At 67.4% G+C, this 15,516-nt stretch carries 18 protein-coding genes; 9 read left to right on the forward strand and 9 right to left on the reverse strand.

Annotated elements, in window-relative coordinates:
• Nucleotides 1-238: 238 nt before the first annotated feature.
• From BU28_RS0101530 to BU28_RS0101545, 4 genes are read left to right on the forward strand one after another with little or no spacing between them, the layout of a single operon-like run.
• Nucleotides 239-880: a glutathione S-transferase family protein gene (locus BU28_RS0101530; RefSeq protein ID WP_028717880.1), complete on the forward strand. Its 642-nt coding sequence runs from the start codon at nt 239-241 to the stop codon at nt 878-880.
• Nucleotides 877-2,088, forward strand: a complete 1,212-nt coding sequence (locus BU28_RS0101535; protein ID WP_028717881.1) for an acetyl-CoA C-acetyltransferase — start codon at nt 877-879, stop codon at nt 2,086-2,088. The genes BU28_RS0101530 and BU28_RS0101535 overlap by 4 nt, the downstream gene beginning before the upstream one ends.
• A 1-nt stretch (nt 2,089) precedes the next feature.
• Nucleotides 2,090-2,587, forward strand: coding sequence for a cupin domain-containing protein (locus BU28_RS0101540; protein ID WP_028717882.1), 498 nt, complete (start codon nt 2,090-2,092; stop codon nt 2,585-2,587).
• Nucleotides 2,584-4,767: a 3-hydroxyacyl-CoA dehydrogenase NAD-binding domain-containing protein gene (locus BU28_RS0101545; protein ID WP_028717883.1), complete on the forward strand. Its 2,184-nt coding sequence runs from the start codon at nt 2,584-2,586 to the stop codon at nt 4,765-4,767. The genes BU28_RS0101540 and BU28_RS0101545 overlap by 4 nt, the downstream gene beginning before the upstream one ends.
• A gap of 137 nt (nt 4,768-4,904) precedes the next feature.
• On the opposite strand, the gene BU28_RS0101550 is transcribed toward BU28_RS0101545, so the two are convergent.
• Both BU28_RS0101550 and nth read right to left on the reverse strand, forming a co-directional pair.
• Nucleotides 4,905-5,912, reverse strand: a complete 1,008-nt coding sequence (locus BU28_RS0101550; RefSeq protein ID WP_028717884.1) for an adenosine kinase — start codon at nt 5,910-5,912, stop codon at nt 4,905-4,907.
• A complete protein-coding gene (gene nth, locus BU28_RS0101555) occupies nt 5,909-6,577 on the reverse strand; it encodes an endonuclease III (protein ID WP_051577678.1) in 669 nt (222 codons plus the stop codon). The genes BU28_RS0101550 and nth overlap by 4 nt, the downstream gene beginning before the upstream one ends.
• Before the next feature lie 89 nt (nt 6,578-6,666).
• On the opposite strand from nth, the gene BU28_RS0101560 reads away from it, so the two are divergent.
• Nucleotides 6,667-7,260 carry a methylated-DNA--[protein]-cysteine S-methyltransferase gene (locus BU28_RS0101560; protein ID WP_028717886.1) on the forward strand — a complete coding sequence of 198 codons (594 nt, stop codon included), beginning with the start codon at nt 6,667-6,669 and terminating at the stop codon, nt 7,258-7,260.
• A gap of 156 nt (nt 7,261-7,416) precedes the next feature.
• Nucleotides 7,417-8,073, forward strand: a complete 657-nt coding sequence (locus tag BU28_RS0101565; protein ID WP_028717887.1) for a YiaD family glycine zipper/OmpA-like lipoprotein — start codon at nt 7,417-7,419, stop codon at nt 8,071-8,073.
• A 170-nt stretch (nt 8,074-8,243) separates the two neighbouring features.
• Here the strand turns inward: BU28_RS0101565 and BU28_RS0101570 are convergent, their stop codons facing one another.
• The 5 genes from BU28_RS0101570 to BU28_RS0101590 all read right to left on the reverse strand — a co-directional run bounded on the left by BU28_RS0101570 (nt 8,244) and on the right by BU28_RS0101590 (nt 10,925).
• Entirely contained in the window at nt 8,244-8,801 is a 558-nt protein-coding gene (locus tag BU28_RS0101570) for a F0F1 ATP synthase subunit B (RefSeq protein WP_028717888.1), read from the reverse strand.
• Nucleotides 8,798-9,442, reverse strand: a complete 645-nt coding sequence (locus tag BU28_RS0101575; RefSeq protein WP_028717889.1) for a F0F1 ATP synthase subunit B' — start codon at nt 9,440-9,442, stop codon at nt 8,798-8,800. Before BU28_RS0101575 ends, BU28_RS0101570 begins: the two co-directional genes overlap by 4 nt.
• Nucleotides 9,443-9,518: 76 nt before the next feature.
• A complete protein-coding gene (locus tag BU28_RS0101580; RefSeq protein WP_020949366.1) occupies nt 9,519-9,752 on the reverse strand; it encodes a F0F1 ATP synthase subunit C in 234 nt (77 codons plus the stop codon).
• A 58-nt stretch (nt 9,753-9,810) separates the two neighbouring features.
• On the reverse strand, nt 9,811-10,563 hold the full coding sequence (locus BU28_RS0101585) for a F0F1 ATP synthase subunit A (protein WP_036761745.1): 753 nt from the start codon (nt 10,561-10,563) through the stop codon (nt 9,811-9,813).
• 2 nt (nt 10,564-10,565) lie between these two features.
• The gene (locus BU28_RS0101590) at nt 10,566-10,925 is read right to left on the reverse strand and encodes an AtpZ/AtpI family protein (protein WP_028717891.1); all 360 of its coding nucleotides are present in this window, start codon (nt 10,923-10,925) and stop codon (nt 10,566-10,568) included.
• A 185-nt stretch (nt 10,926-11,110) separates the two neighbouring features.
• Here BU28_RS0101590 and BU28_RS0101595 point away from each other — a divergent pair, with 185 nt between their 5' ends.
• The gene (locus BU28_RS0101595) at nt 11,111-11,458 is read left to right on the forward strand and encodes an ArsR/SmtB family transcription factor (RefSeq protein ID WP_028717892.1); all 348 of its coding nucleotides are present in this window, start codon (nt 11,111-11,113) and stop codon (nt 11,456-11,458) included.
• Nucleotides 11,459-11,502: 44 nt separating this feature from the next.
• Here BU28_RS0101595 and BU28_RS0101600 read toward each other — a convergent pair whose 3' ends face one another.
• Nucleotides 11,503-13,101, reverse strand: coding sequence for a bifunctional metallophosphatase/5'-nucleotidase (locus tag BU28_RS0101600; protein WP_028717893.1), 1,599 nt, complete (start codon nt 13,099-13,101; stop codon nt 11,503-11,505).
• A 132-nt stretch (nt 13,102-13,233) separates the two neighbouring features.
• On the opposite strand from BU28_RS0101600, the gene BU28_RS0101605 reads away from it, so the two are divergent.
• Together BU28_RS0101605 and BU28_RS0101610 are read left to right on the forward strand one after the other, a co-directional pair.
• On the forward strand, nt 13,234-13,566 hold the full coding sequence (locus BU28_RS0101605) for a DUF952 domain-containing protein (RefSeq protein WP_028717894.1): 333 nt from the start codon (nt 13,234-13,236) through the stop codon (nt 13,564-13,566).
• Nucleotides 13,563-14,621, forward strand: coding sequence for a quinone-dependent dihydroorotate dehydrogenase (locus tag BU28_RS0101610; protein ID WP_028717895.1), 1,059 nt, complete (start codon nt 13,563-13,565; stop codon nt 14,619-14,621). The genes BU28_RS0101605 and BU28_RS0101610 overlap by 4 nt, the downstream gene beginning before the upstream one ends.
• Nucleotides 14,622-14,625: 4 nt before the next feature.
• On the opposite strand, the gene cysE is transcribed toward BU28_RS0101610, so the two are convergent.
• Complete coding sequence (gene cysE, locus BU28_RS0101615) at nt 14,626-15,468, reverse strand: serine O-acetyltransferase (RefSeq protein ID WP_036761748.1); 843 nt, start codon at nt 15,466-15,468, stop codon at nt 14,626-14,628.
• Nucleotides 15,469-15,516 lie beyond the last annotated feature (48 nt).

Consider the following 15,516-nt stretch of genomic DNA (forward strand, 5'->3'; position numbering starts at 1 on the left):
TTTGAACAACAAGGAAGCCCGCAAGGTGTGCGCCCCGACCACCCCCGCTGTTCAGGCAGGACAGGTTGTCGCCAGATGATCGGGGCGGCTTCCTCGTTGGCGGTCATCGGCTCCCCAGCCTGTACCGCAAGACCATGACTACGCTTCGAAGGTTAAGAATGCGCTAACGTCTTCCTTGTTGTCTAAATACCCATGCGGCGCCTCAAGCCGCGATAGTGCCGCAGAAAAGGATCCCGCGATGACCGCCCAGCTTCACTGTTTCGGAGAATCCGGCCACTCCTACAAGGTGGCGTTGATGATGCAGCTGACCGGCTATCCCTGGCAGCCGGTCTTCGTGGACTTCTTCGGGGGTGCCACGCGCAGCCCCGATTACCGTGCCCTGAACGAGATGGCCGAGGCGCCGGTCCTTGTCGAGGATGGCCGCACCCTGACCCAGTCCGGCGTCATCCTGCTGCACCTGGCCCAACGGACCGGACGCTTCATGGAAGGCGACCGAGAGGAGATCCTGCGCTGGCTGTTCTGGGACAACCACAAGGGTTCGGCACAATTCGGAACGCTGCGCTTCCTGATGAACTTCCTGGCGCTCGAAAAGCGCCCTGCCGAGGTGATCGGCTGGATGCAGGGGCGGGCGCGGGCGGCGCTGAAGACGCTGGACGGGCATCTTGCCACCCGCAACTGGCTTGCGGTCGAAAGCGCGACCATCGCCGATCTTTCCTGCTGCTCCTATCTTTTCTACCCCGAGCCCTTCGGCTTCGAACGGGCCGACTGGCCCCATGTCGACGCCTGGCTGGCGCGCATTCAGGCGCTGCCGGGCTGGAAACACCCCTATGACCTGATGCCCGGCAACCCTTCGGACCGGGCCGCGAAGGAGGACGCATGACCGACGCATTCATCTATGACACCGCCCGCACGCCGCGCGGCAAGGGCCGTCCCGATGGCAGCCTGCACGAGGTCACCTCGGTTGCGCTGTCGGCGCGGCTTCTGAACGCGGTCAAGGCCCGCAACGGCCTGGAAGGCCACGCGGTCGAGGACGTGATCTGGGGCAATGTCACCCAGGTCAAGGAACAGGGCGGCTGCCTTGCCCGCTCGGCCGTGCTGGCCTCGGACCTGGACGAATCGATCCCCGGCCTTTCGATCAACCGCTTCTGCGCCAGCGGCATGGAGGCGGTGAACCTGGCCGCGAACCAGGTGCGCGCCGGCGCCGGGTCTGCCTATATCGCAGGGGGCGTCGAGATGATGGGCCGCGTCGCCATGGGCAGCGACGGCGCCGCCATCGCGGTCGACCCGAGCCTGACCTTTCCGACCTACTTCGTGCCGCAGGGCATCAGCGCCGACATCATCGCCACCGAATACGGTTTCACCCGCGAGGATGCAGACAAGCTGGCCGTCGAAAGCCAGCGCCGCGCCGCGCAGGCCTGGGCCGAGGACCGCTTTGCGAAATCCATCGTCCCGGTTCTGGACCAGAACGGGCTGACCATCCTTGAGCGCGACGAATACCTGCGCCCCGGCACGACGCTGGAGGATCTGGCCAGACTGAAGCCCGCCTTCAAGGACATGGGCGAGTCGATGCCCGGTTTTGACAAGGTGGCGCTGCTGAAATACCCGCACCTGCCCGCCATCGACCACATCCACCATGCCGGAAACAGCTCCGGCATCGTGGACGGGGCGGCGGCGGTGCTGATCGGCGACGCGGAATTCGGCAAGGCCCACGGGCTGACGCCCCGCGCCCGCATTCGCGCCACCGCCAAGATCGGCACCGACCCGACCATCATGCTGACCGGCCCGGTCCCCGTCACCGAAAAGATCCTGCGCGACAGCGGCATGTCGATCAGCGACATCGACCTCATCGAGGTGAACGAGGCCTTCGCCTCGGTCGTTCTGCGCTTCATGCAGGCGTTCCAGGTCGACCCGGGCATCGTCAACGTGAACGGCGGCGCCATTGCCATGGGTCATCCGCTGGGCGCAACCGGCGCGATCATCATCGGCACGCTGCTCGACGAACTCGAGCGGCAGGACAAGACAGTCGGCCTGGCGACGCTCTGCATCGCCTCCGGCATGGGCGCGGCCACGATCATCGAGCGGGTGTGACATGCCGAAGCTTGACCTGTCGGCCGCGCCGATCAAGACCGGGTCGATCTATCCCCCACCCTACGCGGCGCAAATGGCCGGCCGCTCGTCGCTGCGGCTGGGCGAACTGGCCGGGCTGACGCAGTTCGGCGTCAACATCGTGACGCTGGAGCCGGGGGCGGTCGCCTCGCTCAGGCACTGGCACCTGCGCGAGGACGAATTCGCCATGGTCCTTTCCGGCACGCTGGTCCTGATCGAGGACGAGGGCGAGTTCCCCATGGTCGCCGGCGACTGCGCCGCCTGGAAGGCCGGCGTGCCGAACGGCCACCGCTTCGTCAACCGCTCGGACCAGCCGGCGCGCTTCCTGATCGTGGGCAGCAAGGCCCCGGCGGAAACCGCCACCTATTCGGACGTGGACCTGAAGCTCGTCATCCAGGACGGCAAGGCCCGCTTTACCTATCACGACGGCAGCGACTGGACCGGCCCCCGCGACCTCGCGCCCAAGGGAGAGACAGAATGACCGACTTCACCATGCAGAAGGACGCCGACGGCGTCGCCGTCATCACCTGGGATGTGCCGGGCAAGTCGATGAACGTGCTGTCGCTCGACGGCGCGGCGGAACTCGATGCGCTGATCGACGAGGCGCTTGCAGACGATGCGGTCAAGGGCATCGTCATCACCTCGGGCAAGAAGGACTTTGCCGCCGGCATGGACCTGAACGTGATCGCCGCGATGAAGGACGGCGGCGCGCAGGCGGTGTTCGACGGCATCATGGGGCTGCACCACGCGCTGCGCAAGATCGAGCTGGCCGGCATGGACCCCAAGACCAAGACGGGCGGCAAGCCCATCGCCTCGGCCCTGCCCGGCACGGCGCTGGGGATCGGGCTGGAGCTGCCGCTGGCCACGCATCGCATCTTTGCCGCCGAGAATCCCAAGGCCAAGATCGGGCTGCCCGAGATCATGGTCGGCATCTTTCCCGGCGGCGGCGGCACCACCCGACTGGTGCGCAAACTGGGCGCGATGGGCGCGGCCCCCTTCCTGCTGGAAGGCAAGCTGAGCGACCCGGCCAGGGCCAGGGCGGCGGGCCTGATCGACGAGGTCGCGGCCGACCCGGTCGCCGCCGCGCGCGCATGGGTGCTGCAAGCCGGCGACGCCGATCTGGTGAAGCCCTGGGACGCCAAGGGCTACAAGATGCCGGGCGGCGAACCCTATCACCCGGCGGGCTTCATGACCTTCCTTGGCGCCAGCGCCATGGTGCATGGCAAGACGCTGGGCGTCTATCCGGCGGCCAAGGCCCTGCTTTCGGCGGTCTATGAAGGCGCCATGGTGCCCTTCGACACCGCGCTGAAGATCGAGGCGCGCTGGTTCACGAACGTGCTGATGAACCCCTCCAGCACGGCAATGATCCGGAGCCTGTTCATCAACAAGGAGGCGCTGGAGAAAGGCGCGAACCGTCCCGAGGCGCCCGACCAGAGGGTCAGGAAGCTGGGCATCCTCGGCGCCGGCATGATGGGGGCGGGCATCGCCTATGTCTCGGCCATGGCCGGGATCGAGGTCGTGCTGATCGACGCCGCCCAGGACGCCGCCGACCGGGGCAAGGCCCATTCGGCCGACCTGCTGGACAAGGCGATCAGCCGCCGCAAGGCGACCGAGGAGAAAAAGGCCGAGGTCCTGGCCCGCATCACCGCGACGACCGATTACGCCGCGCTGGCCGGCTGCGACCTGGTGGTCGAGGCCGTGTTCGAGGACCCGAAGATCAAGGCCGAGGTGACCGCCAGGGCCGAGGCGACGATCTCCGCCGACGCGATCTTCGCGACCAACACCTCGACCCTGCCGATCAGCGACCTGGCCCGCGCCAGCAGCCGCCCGGACCAGTTCGTCGGCATCCACTTCTTCTCGCCCGTCGACAAGATGGCCTTGGTCGAGATCATCAAGGGGAAACGGACCGGCCCCCGCGCCGTCGCCAAGGCGCTCGACTTCGTGCGCCAGATCCGTAAGACGCCCATCGTGGTCAATGACGCGCGGTTCTTCTACGCCAACCGCTGCATCATCCCCTATATCAACGAAGGCATCCGCATGGTGGCCGAGGGCGTCAGCCCCACCCTGGTCGAGAATGCCGCCAAGCTGATGGGCATGCCGCTGGGTCCGCTGCAGCTGGTGGACGAGACTTCGATCGACCTCGGCGTCAAGATCGCCAAGGCGACGCGGGCGGCAATGGGCGATGCCTACCCGGACGATGCGGTGGACGCGGTAATCTTCAGGCTGGCCGACCTGGGCCGGCTGGGCCGCAAGGCCAAGGCCGGCTTCTACGACTATGACGAGGGGGCCAAGCGCCAGGGCCTCTGGCCAGGTCTTGCCACCGAATGGCCCGAAGCCGACCAGCAGCCCGACCTGACCGAGCTTCAGCACCGCCTGATGTTCGCCCAGTCGCTCGAGGCGGTCCGGGCCCTGCAGGACGGCGTACTCGAGGACATCCGCGAAGGCGATGTCGGCGCCATCCTCGGCTGGGGCTTCGCGCCCTGGACCGGCGGCCCCTTCGGCTGGCTCGACATGCTGGGCGCCGCGCGCGCCGTCGAGATCGCCGAAGGGCTGGCGCGCAAATTCGGTCCCCGCTTCGCCGCGCCGCAACTGCTCAAGGACATGGCTGCCAAGGGCGAAAGCTTCTATGGCCGCGTCAGCACCGGCAAGCAGGCCGCCTGACGTAAGGCAAGGGACAAGACTGCCGCGGCGGTCTTGTCTGCACGGCCCGCATGGGTATTTGGACAACAAGGAAACATAGGAAGCGGCGCCCGTGCTTCCTTGTTGTTCAAATACCCATGCAACGGCGCCACAAGCGCCTAGATCAGCCCTTCGGCGCGGAAGGCCACCAGCAGGTCGCTTTCGGGCCGAGGCCCGACATGGGAAATCACCTCGGCCGCCGCGATGCAGCCCATGCGTCCGGCCACCGCCAGCGGCAGGCCACGCGCAAGGCCCAGGATCAGCCCGGCCGCGAACTGGTCGCCGGCGCCGGTGGCATCCACGGGGACGACGCGATGCACCGGGGCCGTCACCCGTTCCTCGCCCCGGATCAGGATCGCATCCTCGCCCGAGCGGGTGCAAATCACCGTGCCGCAATCGGCGCGGGCCATCTGCAGCGCCTGTTCCAGATCCGTCACCTGATAGAGCGATTGCCATTCATGGACGTTGCCGATGACATAATCCATCGGCCCGGCGACCAGACGGCGAAAGCCTTCGCGGTGGCGGTCGACGCAGAACGGATCGGAGAGCGCGATGCCCGCCTGCCCGCCGGCGGCGTGGCAGGCCTCGGCGGCCTTCAGGAACGCCGCCTTGCCGGCGTCCTTGTCGAAGAGGTACCCCTCCAGGAACAGCCAGTCGCAGCCGCTGAAGGTGGCGGGGTTCACGTCCTCGGGCCCGAGTTCGCCGGAAATCCCTAGATAGGTGTTCATCGACCGCTCGCCGTCCGGCGTCACGAAGATGATCGAACGCGAGGTCGGCGCCACCTCCCCGGCCACCGGCGGATTGACGAAGACGGTGCCCTGCGCCTCGGTCTGCTCGGCATAGGACAGGCCCAGCGGATCGCCCGCCACCTTGCCGATGAAGGCGGTGCGCAGCCCCATCATCCCCAGCCCCGCCAGCGTGTTCGCGACCGAACCGCCCGGCACCAGCCGCGCCTTCCCGGCCTGCGGATCGGCGGATTGCGCGGCCATCAGGAACTCGGACCGCTCGCGGTCGATCAGCTGCATGATGCCCTTTTCCACCCCCAGCCGTGCCAGCGTCACATCCGAGGTCGGCGCGATCACATCCATCACGGCGTTGCCGATCCCGATCACATAGGGGGTGGTCATGCGGTCTTCTCCTCATAGGGGCAGAGGTCTTCGATGGGGCAGATAGCGCAGCGCGGGCGGCGCGCCTGGCAGATGTAGCGGCCGTGCAGGATCAGCCAGTGATGCGCATTCTGCTGGAAGGGGACGGGGACATTGTCCTCGATGGCGCGCTCGACCGCCTCGACGTCGCGGCCGGGCGCGATGCGGGTGCGGTTGCCGACACGGAAGATATGGGTGTCGACCGCCTGCGCGGGAAAGTCGAAGACGCTGTTCAGGACCACGTTGGCGGTCTTGCGGCCGACGCCCGGCAGGGTCATCAGCGCGGCGCGCGACTGCGGCACCTCGCCGCCGTAAACCTCGACCAGGATGCGCGACAGGGCGATCACGTTCTTGGCCTTCTGGCGGTAAAGGCTGATGGTCCTGATATGCTCGGTCAGGCCGTCGACGCCCAGGTCCAGCATCTGCTGCGGGGTGGCGACGCGCTGGAACAGGGTCTTCGTCGCCTTGTTCACGCCCACGTCGGTCGCCTGCGCCGACAGCGCCACCGCGACCAGCAGGGTGAAGGCGTTGGTGTATTCCAGTTCCGTCACCGGATGCGGATTGGCCTCGCGCAGGCGCGAAAAGATCTCGATCTGCGCGGCATAGGGCAAGGCGGCAGGGATGCGGGGCGAAGCGGGGCGAGCCATGGCCGACTGATGCACCGCCCTGCCCTTCGACGCAAGCCACTGGATTCCGTCGCCCGCGCTGCTAGTCTGACCGGGACAGGAGGAACACCATGACCCGGACAATCCTCGCCCTTGCGCCCGAGCCGTCATCCGCCTTGCGCGTCACCCTGACCCGCCAGCCCGCCGAGGCCGAGGTCCTGTGTCACGGCTGCTTTGATTCGCCCCTGGGCCCGGTCGTCGCCCTGGGCGCGGGCGGGGCGCTGTGGGGGCTGGGCTTTGCGGCCGAAGGGACGCCGGACGCGGTTCTGGCCGATCTGGGCGCCCGCTGGCCCCGCGCCCGCCTGGTCGCGGCACCCGAGGCCATGGCCCCGGCCATCCAGGCGCTGCGGCAGGGCCAGGGCGACATCACCGTCCGCCTGTCGGGCACGGGTTTTCAGATGCTGGTCTGGCAGGCGCTGCTGGAGGTGCCCCCGGGCCAGGTCATCAGCTATGCCATGCTGGCCCACCGCATCGGCCGGCCGCGCGCGCTGCGGGCCGTGGGCACCGCAGTTGGGCAGAACCCGGTCAGCTGGGCCGTCCCCTGCCACCGGGTCACCCGCACCGACGGCAGCATCGGCGGCTATCACTGGGGCGAGGCGGTCAAGCGCGCGCTGCTGGCCCGCGAAGGCGCGGCTATCGGACCCCGCGCCATCCCCTCGTTGTGACTGGTCGTGCCGGATTTCCCGCGTATTTCTGTGGAGTTGCGCAGGAACCCGTGCCATTCTGCCCACGTTTGGGCATCAGCCGCCGGACCCTTGCTTGGCCCGGCCGCGTCGTAAGGACAGGCGACAGCAGATCGCCCCATCCAGAAAGGTGAAACCATGAAGACCCGTATTTCGCTGCTTCTCGCCTCGGCCGGCGTGCTCGCCATCGGCGCCTGCACCCCCACCGAACCCGCCGGGACCGGACCCGGAGGATCCCAGCTTAGCCGCACGCAGCAAGGCGCCATCGCGGGCGCAGTCGTGGGCGGGCTGATCGGCGCGGGCGAAAGCCGCTCGAACGCCGTCAAGGGTGCGCTCATCGGCGCGACCGCGGGCGCGGTCGGCGGCTCGATCCTGGACCAGCAGCAGCGCGCCCTGCAGCAGTCGCTGAACAACCCCAACATCCAGGTCGTGAACCGCGGCACCCATCTGTCGGTGGTCATGCCGGAATCGACGCTGTTCGCCACGGATTCGGCCGCCGTCGGCGCGCGCGGGCAGAACGACCTGTACATCATCGCCCGCAACCTGACCCAGTATCCGAACAGCCGCATCCAGGTGATCGGCCATACCGACAGCACCGGATCGGCCGCCTACAACCAGGACCTGTCGGAACGCCGCGCGCGGTCGGTTGCGGGCATCCTGTCCGCCGGGGGCGTCTCGTCGAACCGCATCGCCACCACGGGGCGCGGCGCGACCCAGCCCGTCGCCTCGAACGACACGGCTGCGGGGCGCGCGCAGAACCGCCGCGTGGAAATCCAGATCATCCCGACCAACTGACCCGAGCCTTGGGTGCAGGACCAGGGGCCGGTGGCGAAAGCCGCCGGCCTTTTCCGTTGCGCCTTCCCGGCCGCCGCAAAAGGAAAGGCCCCCGGACGTTTCCGTCGCGGGGGCCGCTCACTGTCCGGGGGTTGCCGCGCGCGGTTCCCCCTTCTCGTTATTCGGTGGCGTCAGTTCAACCGGCGCTCGACCTCGGCAATCGCGCGGTCGATTCCGGCGCTGCGCTGGTCGGCCGTGGCCTGTTGGCCCAGGATCTCGGTCGCCGCTGCGATGGCGGTCTGGATCGCACGGTCGCGCACGGCGCGCACGGCGTCGGCCTCGGCGCCCGCGATCTGGTCCTCGGCCGCCTTCAGCCGGCGTTCGATCGAGACCTGCAACGCCTTCTTGGCTTTCTCGGCTTCCAGCGTGGCTTCGCGCTTGGCATTGGCCACGATCTCGTCGGCCTGCGACTTGACCTCGCGCTGCCGACGCTCGTAGCTCGCATAGATCTCCTGCGCTTCCTCGCGCAGGCGGCGGGCTTCGGCCAGGTCGTTGCGGATGCCTTCGGCGCGCTTGTCCAGCAGGCCGCCCACCAGCTGCGGCACCCGGAAATAGACCAGGATGCCCACGAAGACCAGGAAGGCCAGCGTGACGATGAAGTCCGTGTTGCGCAGCGAGAAGAACGGCCCCGTCGCGGCCAGCGCGGGGCTGGCCATCATCAGGGCAAAAAGAACGCTCAGACGTTTCATTGCAGGACCCCCTTCAGACGCTGGTCCACCACCTGGTTCACCAGCGCCGGATCGGCCTGGCCGCCAAAGTTCTGCACCAAGGCCTCGGTCACGTCGCGGGCGACGGTCCGGGCGTCCTCGACCGCCGAGGCGCGGATCTGACCGATGCGCTTTTCGGATTCGGTCGCACGCGCGGCGATCTCGGCATCGGCATGGGCGATGGCCGCGTCCAGTTCCTTCTGGATCTCGGCCTTGTTGGCGGCGACGATCTTGTTCGCCTCGGCCCGGGCGTCGGCCAGCGCCTTGTCATAGGCGGCTTCCGCGTCCTTGGCCTTCTGCTTGAATTCCTCGGCTGCCATCAGATCGCCGGTGATGGCGCCCTGACGATCGCTGATGACGCCGCCGATGCGCGGCAGGGCCACGCGCGACAGCACCCAATAGATCACGCCCAGCACCACCAGCAGCCAGAAGATCTGGTTGCCGAAGGTGGTGATATCCAGCTGCGGCATGCCCGGCGCGCTGGCGGCATGACCCGCCGCATGGGCCGCATCGGCGCCATGCACCGCCACGCCATGCGCTGCATCGGGGGCGGTTTCGGTGATGATCACCGTTTCAGTTTCTTCGACCACGACGGGCGCGGTCTGTTGCAACAGGCTGAACATATCCTACCCCATGCCGGTCGTTTCACAATCGGGTGGGCGCGTCACGCCCCCACCCAACCGCAAGGATGGCAAAGGATCAGACTGCGAACAGCAGCAGCAGAGCGACCAGGAACGAGAAGATCCCCAGGGCTTCGGCAAAGGCCATGCCGATGAACAGCGTCGCGGTCTGCGAAGCGGCGGCCGACGGGTTGCGCAGCGCGCCCGACAGGTAGTTGCCGGCGACATTGCCCACCCCGATGGCGGCACCGGCCATGCCGATGCAAGCCAGACCGGCGCCGAGGTACTGTCCCAGTTGACCCAGATTTTCCATGTTCATGCTCCTTGAGGCTTGGAAAGGGTTTTTCGGTTGTCCTGATCCGCTCCGGCGCTCAGTGCGCCGGATGCAGGGCGTCCTTCAGATAGACGCAGGTCAGGATGGTAAACACATAGGCCTGAATGAGGGCGACCAGCACCTCGAGCCCGTAGACCGCGACGATGGCCAGCACCGAGACCGGCGCCAGGGCCGCGACGGCGGCAAAGGCCGCGAACACCTTGATCACCGCGTGGCCGGCCATGATGTTGCCGGCAAGTCGGATCGAGTGGCTGACCGGACGCACGAAATACGAGATCAGCTCGATCACGGCCAGGACCGGGCGCAGCGCCAGCGGCGCTGAGCTGACCCAGAACAGGCCCAGGAAATGGGCGCCATTCTTGACAAAGCCCAGCACCGTCACGCCGACAAAGACCAGCAGCGCCAGCACCGCCGTCACCGCGATATGGGATGTGGGCGAGAAGCTTTTCGGCAGCAGGGCCAGAAAGTTCGCGAACAGGATGAAGCAGAACAGCGTCATCACATAGGGGAAGTATTTCAGCCCGTCCTTGCCGGTCACATCCTCGACCATCTTGCGGACCATGCCGTAAAGCAGTTCGGCGATGGACTGGATGCGGTTCGGAACGATGGCGCGGCCGCGGGTGCCGAACACCAGCAGGCCGGTGATGCACAGGGCGGCCAGCGCCATCCACAGCGTCGCGTTGGTGGGCGTGTACCAGTGCACCTCGGTGCCGCCGAACAGCGGCTTGACGATGAACTGGTCCATGGGATGGAAAACCAGCCCTTCAACTTCTTCTTCGGTCACGGCCATCGTCATTCACCCTTGTCATCGCCGGGATTGCCGCTTGGGCGCGCCCCGGGTTCCTTCCCTATCTCGTTCGCGGTGCGCAGCATCGTCTTGATGCCGGCGGCCAGGCCGAACAGCACGAAGACGATCATCAGGAACGGCGTGGTCCCGAACACATAGTCCAGTCCAAAGCCGATCCCGAACCCGATGCCCAACCCGGCCACCAGTTCCGTCACCATGCGCCAGGCCATGTTCGCCTGGCTGAAATGCTCTTCCCCGCGCGATGCGGGCCCTGTTCCCGTCCGTTCGCCCAGACGGGCTTCCAGCTGGCGCAGCCGCTCCGCGTCCCGGGCACGCGCGTCCTGCTGGTCCGGATCCTGGCCCAAGGCTCACACCCCCGTTATCGGTTGGCGCGGTGATAGGGGCTGACGCCACCCAAGTCAAGCCGCGCGGGAGAATAGTTAACCGGCTGTATATGAATGGAATTTCAGGGAGATTGGTGTGCAGTGCATTGGGATTGCGGGCGATCTGCGCGGTGGCGCTTATTCAACCCATCGGTTAAACAAGGCGGATGACTGGCCCCGACCCCAATCTCGACACCATCTTCGCCGCGCTGGCCGATCCGACGCGGCGCGCGATCCTGGCCATGCTGCTCGAGGACGACATGGCCGTGACCGACGTCGCAGCGCCCTTTCAGGTCAGCCTCGCCGCGATCTCCAAGCACCTTGCCGTGCTGGCGACGGCCGGGCTGATCCGGCAGGAACGGCGGGGCCGGATCATCTGGTGCAAGCTCGATCCCGACGGGCTGCGCGCCGCCTCGGTCTGGATGCAGGGCTTCGGCCATTTCGAGCCGGTGGACCTCGACGACTTCGAACGTTTCCTGATGACCGAACTGCCCGAGACCCAATCGCCGGACTGACCCCGGACATGCGAAAGCGGCCGGGTCGGGCCCGGCCGCCTGCGTCATTTCACGGTGATGCGCCCATCCAGCACCGGGACGAACTCCCGGCCCTGCCGCGCCAGGTATTCGGCCAGCACATCGGCCAGATCGGGCCCGAAGTCATAGGCCGCCTGCGCATTGCTGGCAAAGACCTTGTAGCCGTCCCCGCCCATCCGCATGTAGTTGTTCGAGACGACGCCATAGGTCTTGGCGCGGTCGATGGGCACCCATGCCTCGCCCTCGCGCACCAGCACATCCGATATGCGCGCGCCCGCCTCGGCCGCGGGATCGACCGTGTATTTCAGCCCGGCGACCTGGGCAAAGCGCCCGGCCTTGTCCTCATACTGGCTGGCGCCGTTTTCCAGGGCAGCAATGATGTCGGCGCCGCTGACCTGAAAGGTCGACAGCGTGTTCTGGAACGGCAGCACCGCCAGCACATCGCCCATCGTGACCGGTCCCGCCGGAAGCGAGGCGCGCAGCCCCCCGCCGTTCTCGATGGCAATGGTGATGCCTTGGCCCTTGACGCGGTCCAGCATCGCTTCGGTGACGACATTGCCCATCTCGCACTCGCGTTGGCGGCAGGTGTCGCGGCTGCCGTCGACGGGCGCCTTCAACTCGGCCACGCGCTTCTGCTTCAGCTGCTCGATGGGGGCGGCCAGATCCTTGACGCGGGCGGCGATGCGCGCATCGGGCGCGACCGAGCTGTCCAGCAGGATTGGCTGCCCTTCGGCCCTAGTCAGCCGACCCGAGTCGTCGAAAGTCAGCACCAGATGGCCCAGATACTTGCCATAGGCATAGGCCGTCGCGACAGGAACCTCCGCCCCGTCCGCACCCTTGACCATGGTGGGATAGGGCCCCTCGGCGCCCTCCATCTGTCCAAGCAGCGTGTGGCTGTGCCCGCCGATCACCGCGTCGATGCCCGGAACCTGGGCCGCGATCTCCTGGTCGCGGCGATAGCCTTCATGGGTCAGGGCGATGATCTTGGTGACGCCCGCATCCGTCAGCTCCTGCGCATCGGCCTTGAGGCTGTCCAGGTCGTCCTGGAAGATCACCTTGTCGCCGGGCGAGGATGTCTCGGGCGTGTCCATCGCCAGGGCCGAGACGATGCCGACCTTGTCGCCGCCCACGTCCAGCGTCACCGTGCCGCCGACCTTGCCGTGCAGTTCGGGCGATTGCGAGACGTCCAGGTTCCCCGAGATCACCGGGAATTTCACGCCCTCGGCCAGCAGCTGCAACCCGGCGGGACCGTCGTCGAACTCGTGATTGCCGACTGCCATCGCGTCAAAGCCGATGGCATTCATGAACTCGACCGTGTCCTTGCCCTTGTAGGTCGTATAGAACAGGCTGCCCTGATACTGGTCGCCGGCGTCCAGGACGATGACGTTCTGCCCCTCGGCGCGCAGACCGTCGCGCAGCTCGGCGATCTTGGCGGCCAGCCGCGCGACGCCGCCGAAACATTCGCCCTTGGCGTCCGCCTCGTCGTCGCAGGTGCTGTCATGCTCGTTGATCGGCTCGACCCGGCTGTGGAAATCGTTGATGTGCAGCACATGCAGCGTATAGTCCGCCTGCGCGGCACCTGCGCCCAGAACGACCGCCGCCGTCGCCAATAGCCAAGCTTTCATCCCTGCTCTCCGCCGCCGATGATGGATCGGGGGCCAGCTTCCGGGATCGGCGCCGGACGGTCAACAGGTCATCATGCCTGTCGAAAAAGGTTCACGCTTGACGCAAGCCGGCCGGCGTCGCAGAACCGCGCCATGCTTGCCTACAAGATCCTGCGCCCCGCCGAATTCCAGGCGTTCCAGACCGCCGGCCGGACGGACGGCGCCCCGGTCGACCTGGCCGACGGCTATATCCACCTGTCCACCGGGGATCAGGTTCCCGGCACGCTGGCCCGGCACTTCGCGGGAGAGACCGACCTGCACCTGCTGGCGGTCCGGACCGAAGCCCTGGACGCGCTGCGGTGGGAGCCTTCGCGCGGGGGCCAGCTGTTCCCCCACCTCTATCGCGAACTTCGCGCCTCGGACGTGCTGTGGTCGCGCACCATCCCGCTCGGGCCCCAAGGTCATGACATCGGAGATCTGGAATGACCCTGATCGAGTCCCTCGGCCTTCAGGCGCTGCACCGTTTGCCGCCTGAAACCGCGCATGACCTTTCAATCCGGGCGCTGAAACGCGGCCTTGTGCCGCTGAACGGCGGGCCCGTCACCTCGGACAGGCTGCGGCTGACGATTGCGGGGCTGGACCTGCCGAATCCGGTCGGACTGGCGGCGGGCTATGACAAGAACGCCCGCGCGGTGCCCGCGCTGATGCGGGCGGGCTTCGGCTTTGTCGAGGTTGGCGCCGCGACCCCCCGGCCCCAGCCCGGCAACCCCAAGCCCCGGCTGTTCCGGCTGACGCAGGATCGCGCCATCATCAACCGCTTCGGCTTCAACAATGACGGAGCGCAGGCGATTGCCGCGCGCCTTGCGGCGCGGCCCGCAGGCATTCCGGTCGGGTTGAACATCGGCGCGAACAAGGACAGCCCGGACCGCAGCGCGGATTTCGCCTCGGTCGTGCGCACCGCGGGCGCTGCGGCCGATTTCCTGACGGTCAACGTCTCGTCGCCGAATACCGAAAAGCTGCGCGATCTTCAGGGCGCCGATGCGCTCGCAGCCCTGCTGGACGGGGTGATCCGCGCGCGCGATGCCCTGCCGAACCGCCCGCCGGTCTTCGTCAAGATCGCCCCCGACCTCGATGACGAGGCCCTGGCCCAGATCGCAAGCGTGGCCACGGCAGCGCCGGTCGATGCGATCATCGCAACCAACACCACCCTGTCGCGCGACGGCATCGACCCCACCCACGCCCAGCAGGCCGGCGGGCTGTCGGGTGCGCCCTTGTTCGACCGCTCGACCCGCATCCTCGCGCGGCTCGCCCGCCAGACGGCGGGGCGGGTGCCGCTGATCGGGGTCGGCGGCATCGGCTCGACCGACCAGGCGTGGGAAAAGCTGCGCGCGGGCGCCTCGGCCGTCCAGATCTATTCGGCGCTGATCTATCAGGGGTTCGCGCTGGCTGCCCGCATCGCGCAGGAACTCGACGACCGCCTGACGCGGCAGCGCATGACCCTGCCCGAACTGACAGGCAGCGGCATCGACGACTGGCTGTAAGGGGCTAGAACAGCCCTTCGTGGCCCAAAAGCTGGTTCATCGTGTTCGACGGATCGGTGCAGCCCGCGTCGCCCACGATCCGCGCGGGCACCCCCGCGACGGTCTTGCAGGGCGGCACGTCGCTCAGCACGACCGAGCCTGCGGCAATGCGCGAATGATGCCCGACGTGGATATTGCCCAGGACCTTGGCCCCGGCGCCGATCATCACGCCATTGCCGATCTTGGGATGGCGGTCGCCATCCTCCTTGCCGGTGCCGCCCAGCGTCACGGAATGCAGCATCGAGACGTCGTTGCCGACCACCGCCGTCTCGCCGATGACAATGGAATGGGCATGGTCGATCATCACCCCGGTGCCGATGCGGGCGGCCGGGTGGATGTCAACGCCGAACACCTCGGAACAGCGCATCTGCACGAAATAGGCCATGTCGCTGCGACCCTGCTGCCACAGCCAATGGCCGATGCGATAGGCCTGCAGCGCCTGGAAGCCCTTGAAGAACAGGATCGGCTGCATCAGCCGATGCGTCGCCGGGTCCCGCTCATAGACCGCCAGCAGGTCGGCCATGGCCGCCTGTGCCAGTTCGGGCGCCCGGCCGAAGGCGTCGTCCGCGATCTCCCGCAGGATCTGCTCGCTCATCTCGCGCGAGGCGAGCTTCAGCGAAAAGCGATAGGCCAGAGCGGCCGCAAAGGTCGCATGGTGCAGAAGGCCGGCATGGATCAGCGCCCCCAGCAGCGGCTCGTCGCGCACCGCGATGCGGGCTTCGCGCTGGATTCGGGTCCAGACCGCGCCCATCGAGTCCGCGCGCGCGTCCTCGGGCAGCTTTTCGATCAGGTCCTTTTGAAGGTTCATAACAGCGCGTCCGTCAGCTTCCGTATCCCTCCTTCTTATCGGAAACCG

The organism is Paracoccus yeei ATCC BAA-599 (assembly GCF_000622145.1).
GTDB lineage: Bacteria > Pseudomonadota > Alphaproteobacteria > Rhodobacterales > Rhodobacteraceae > Paracoccus > Paracoccus yeei.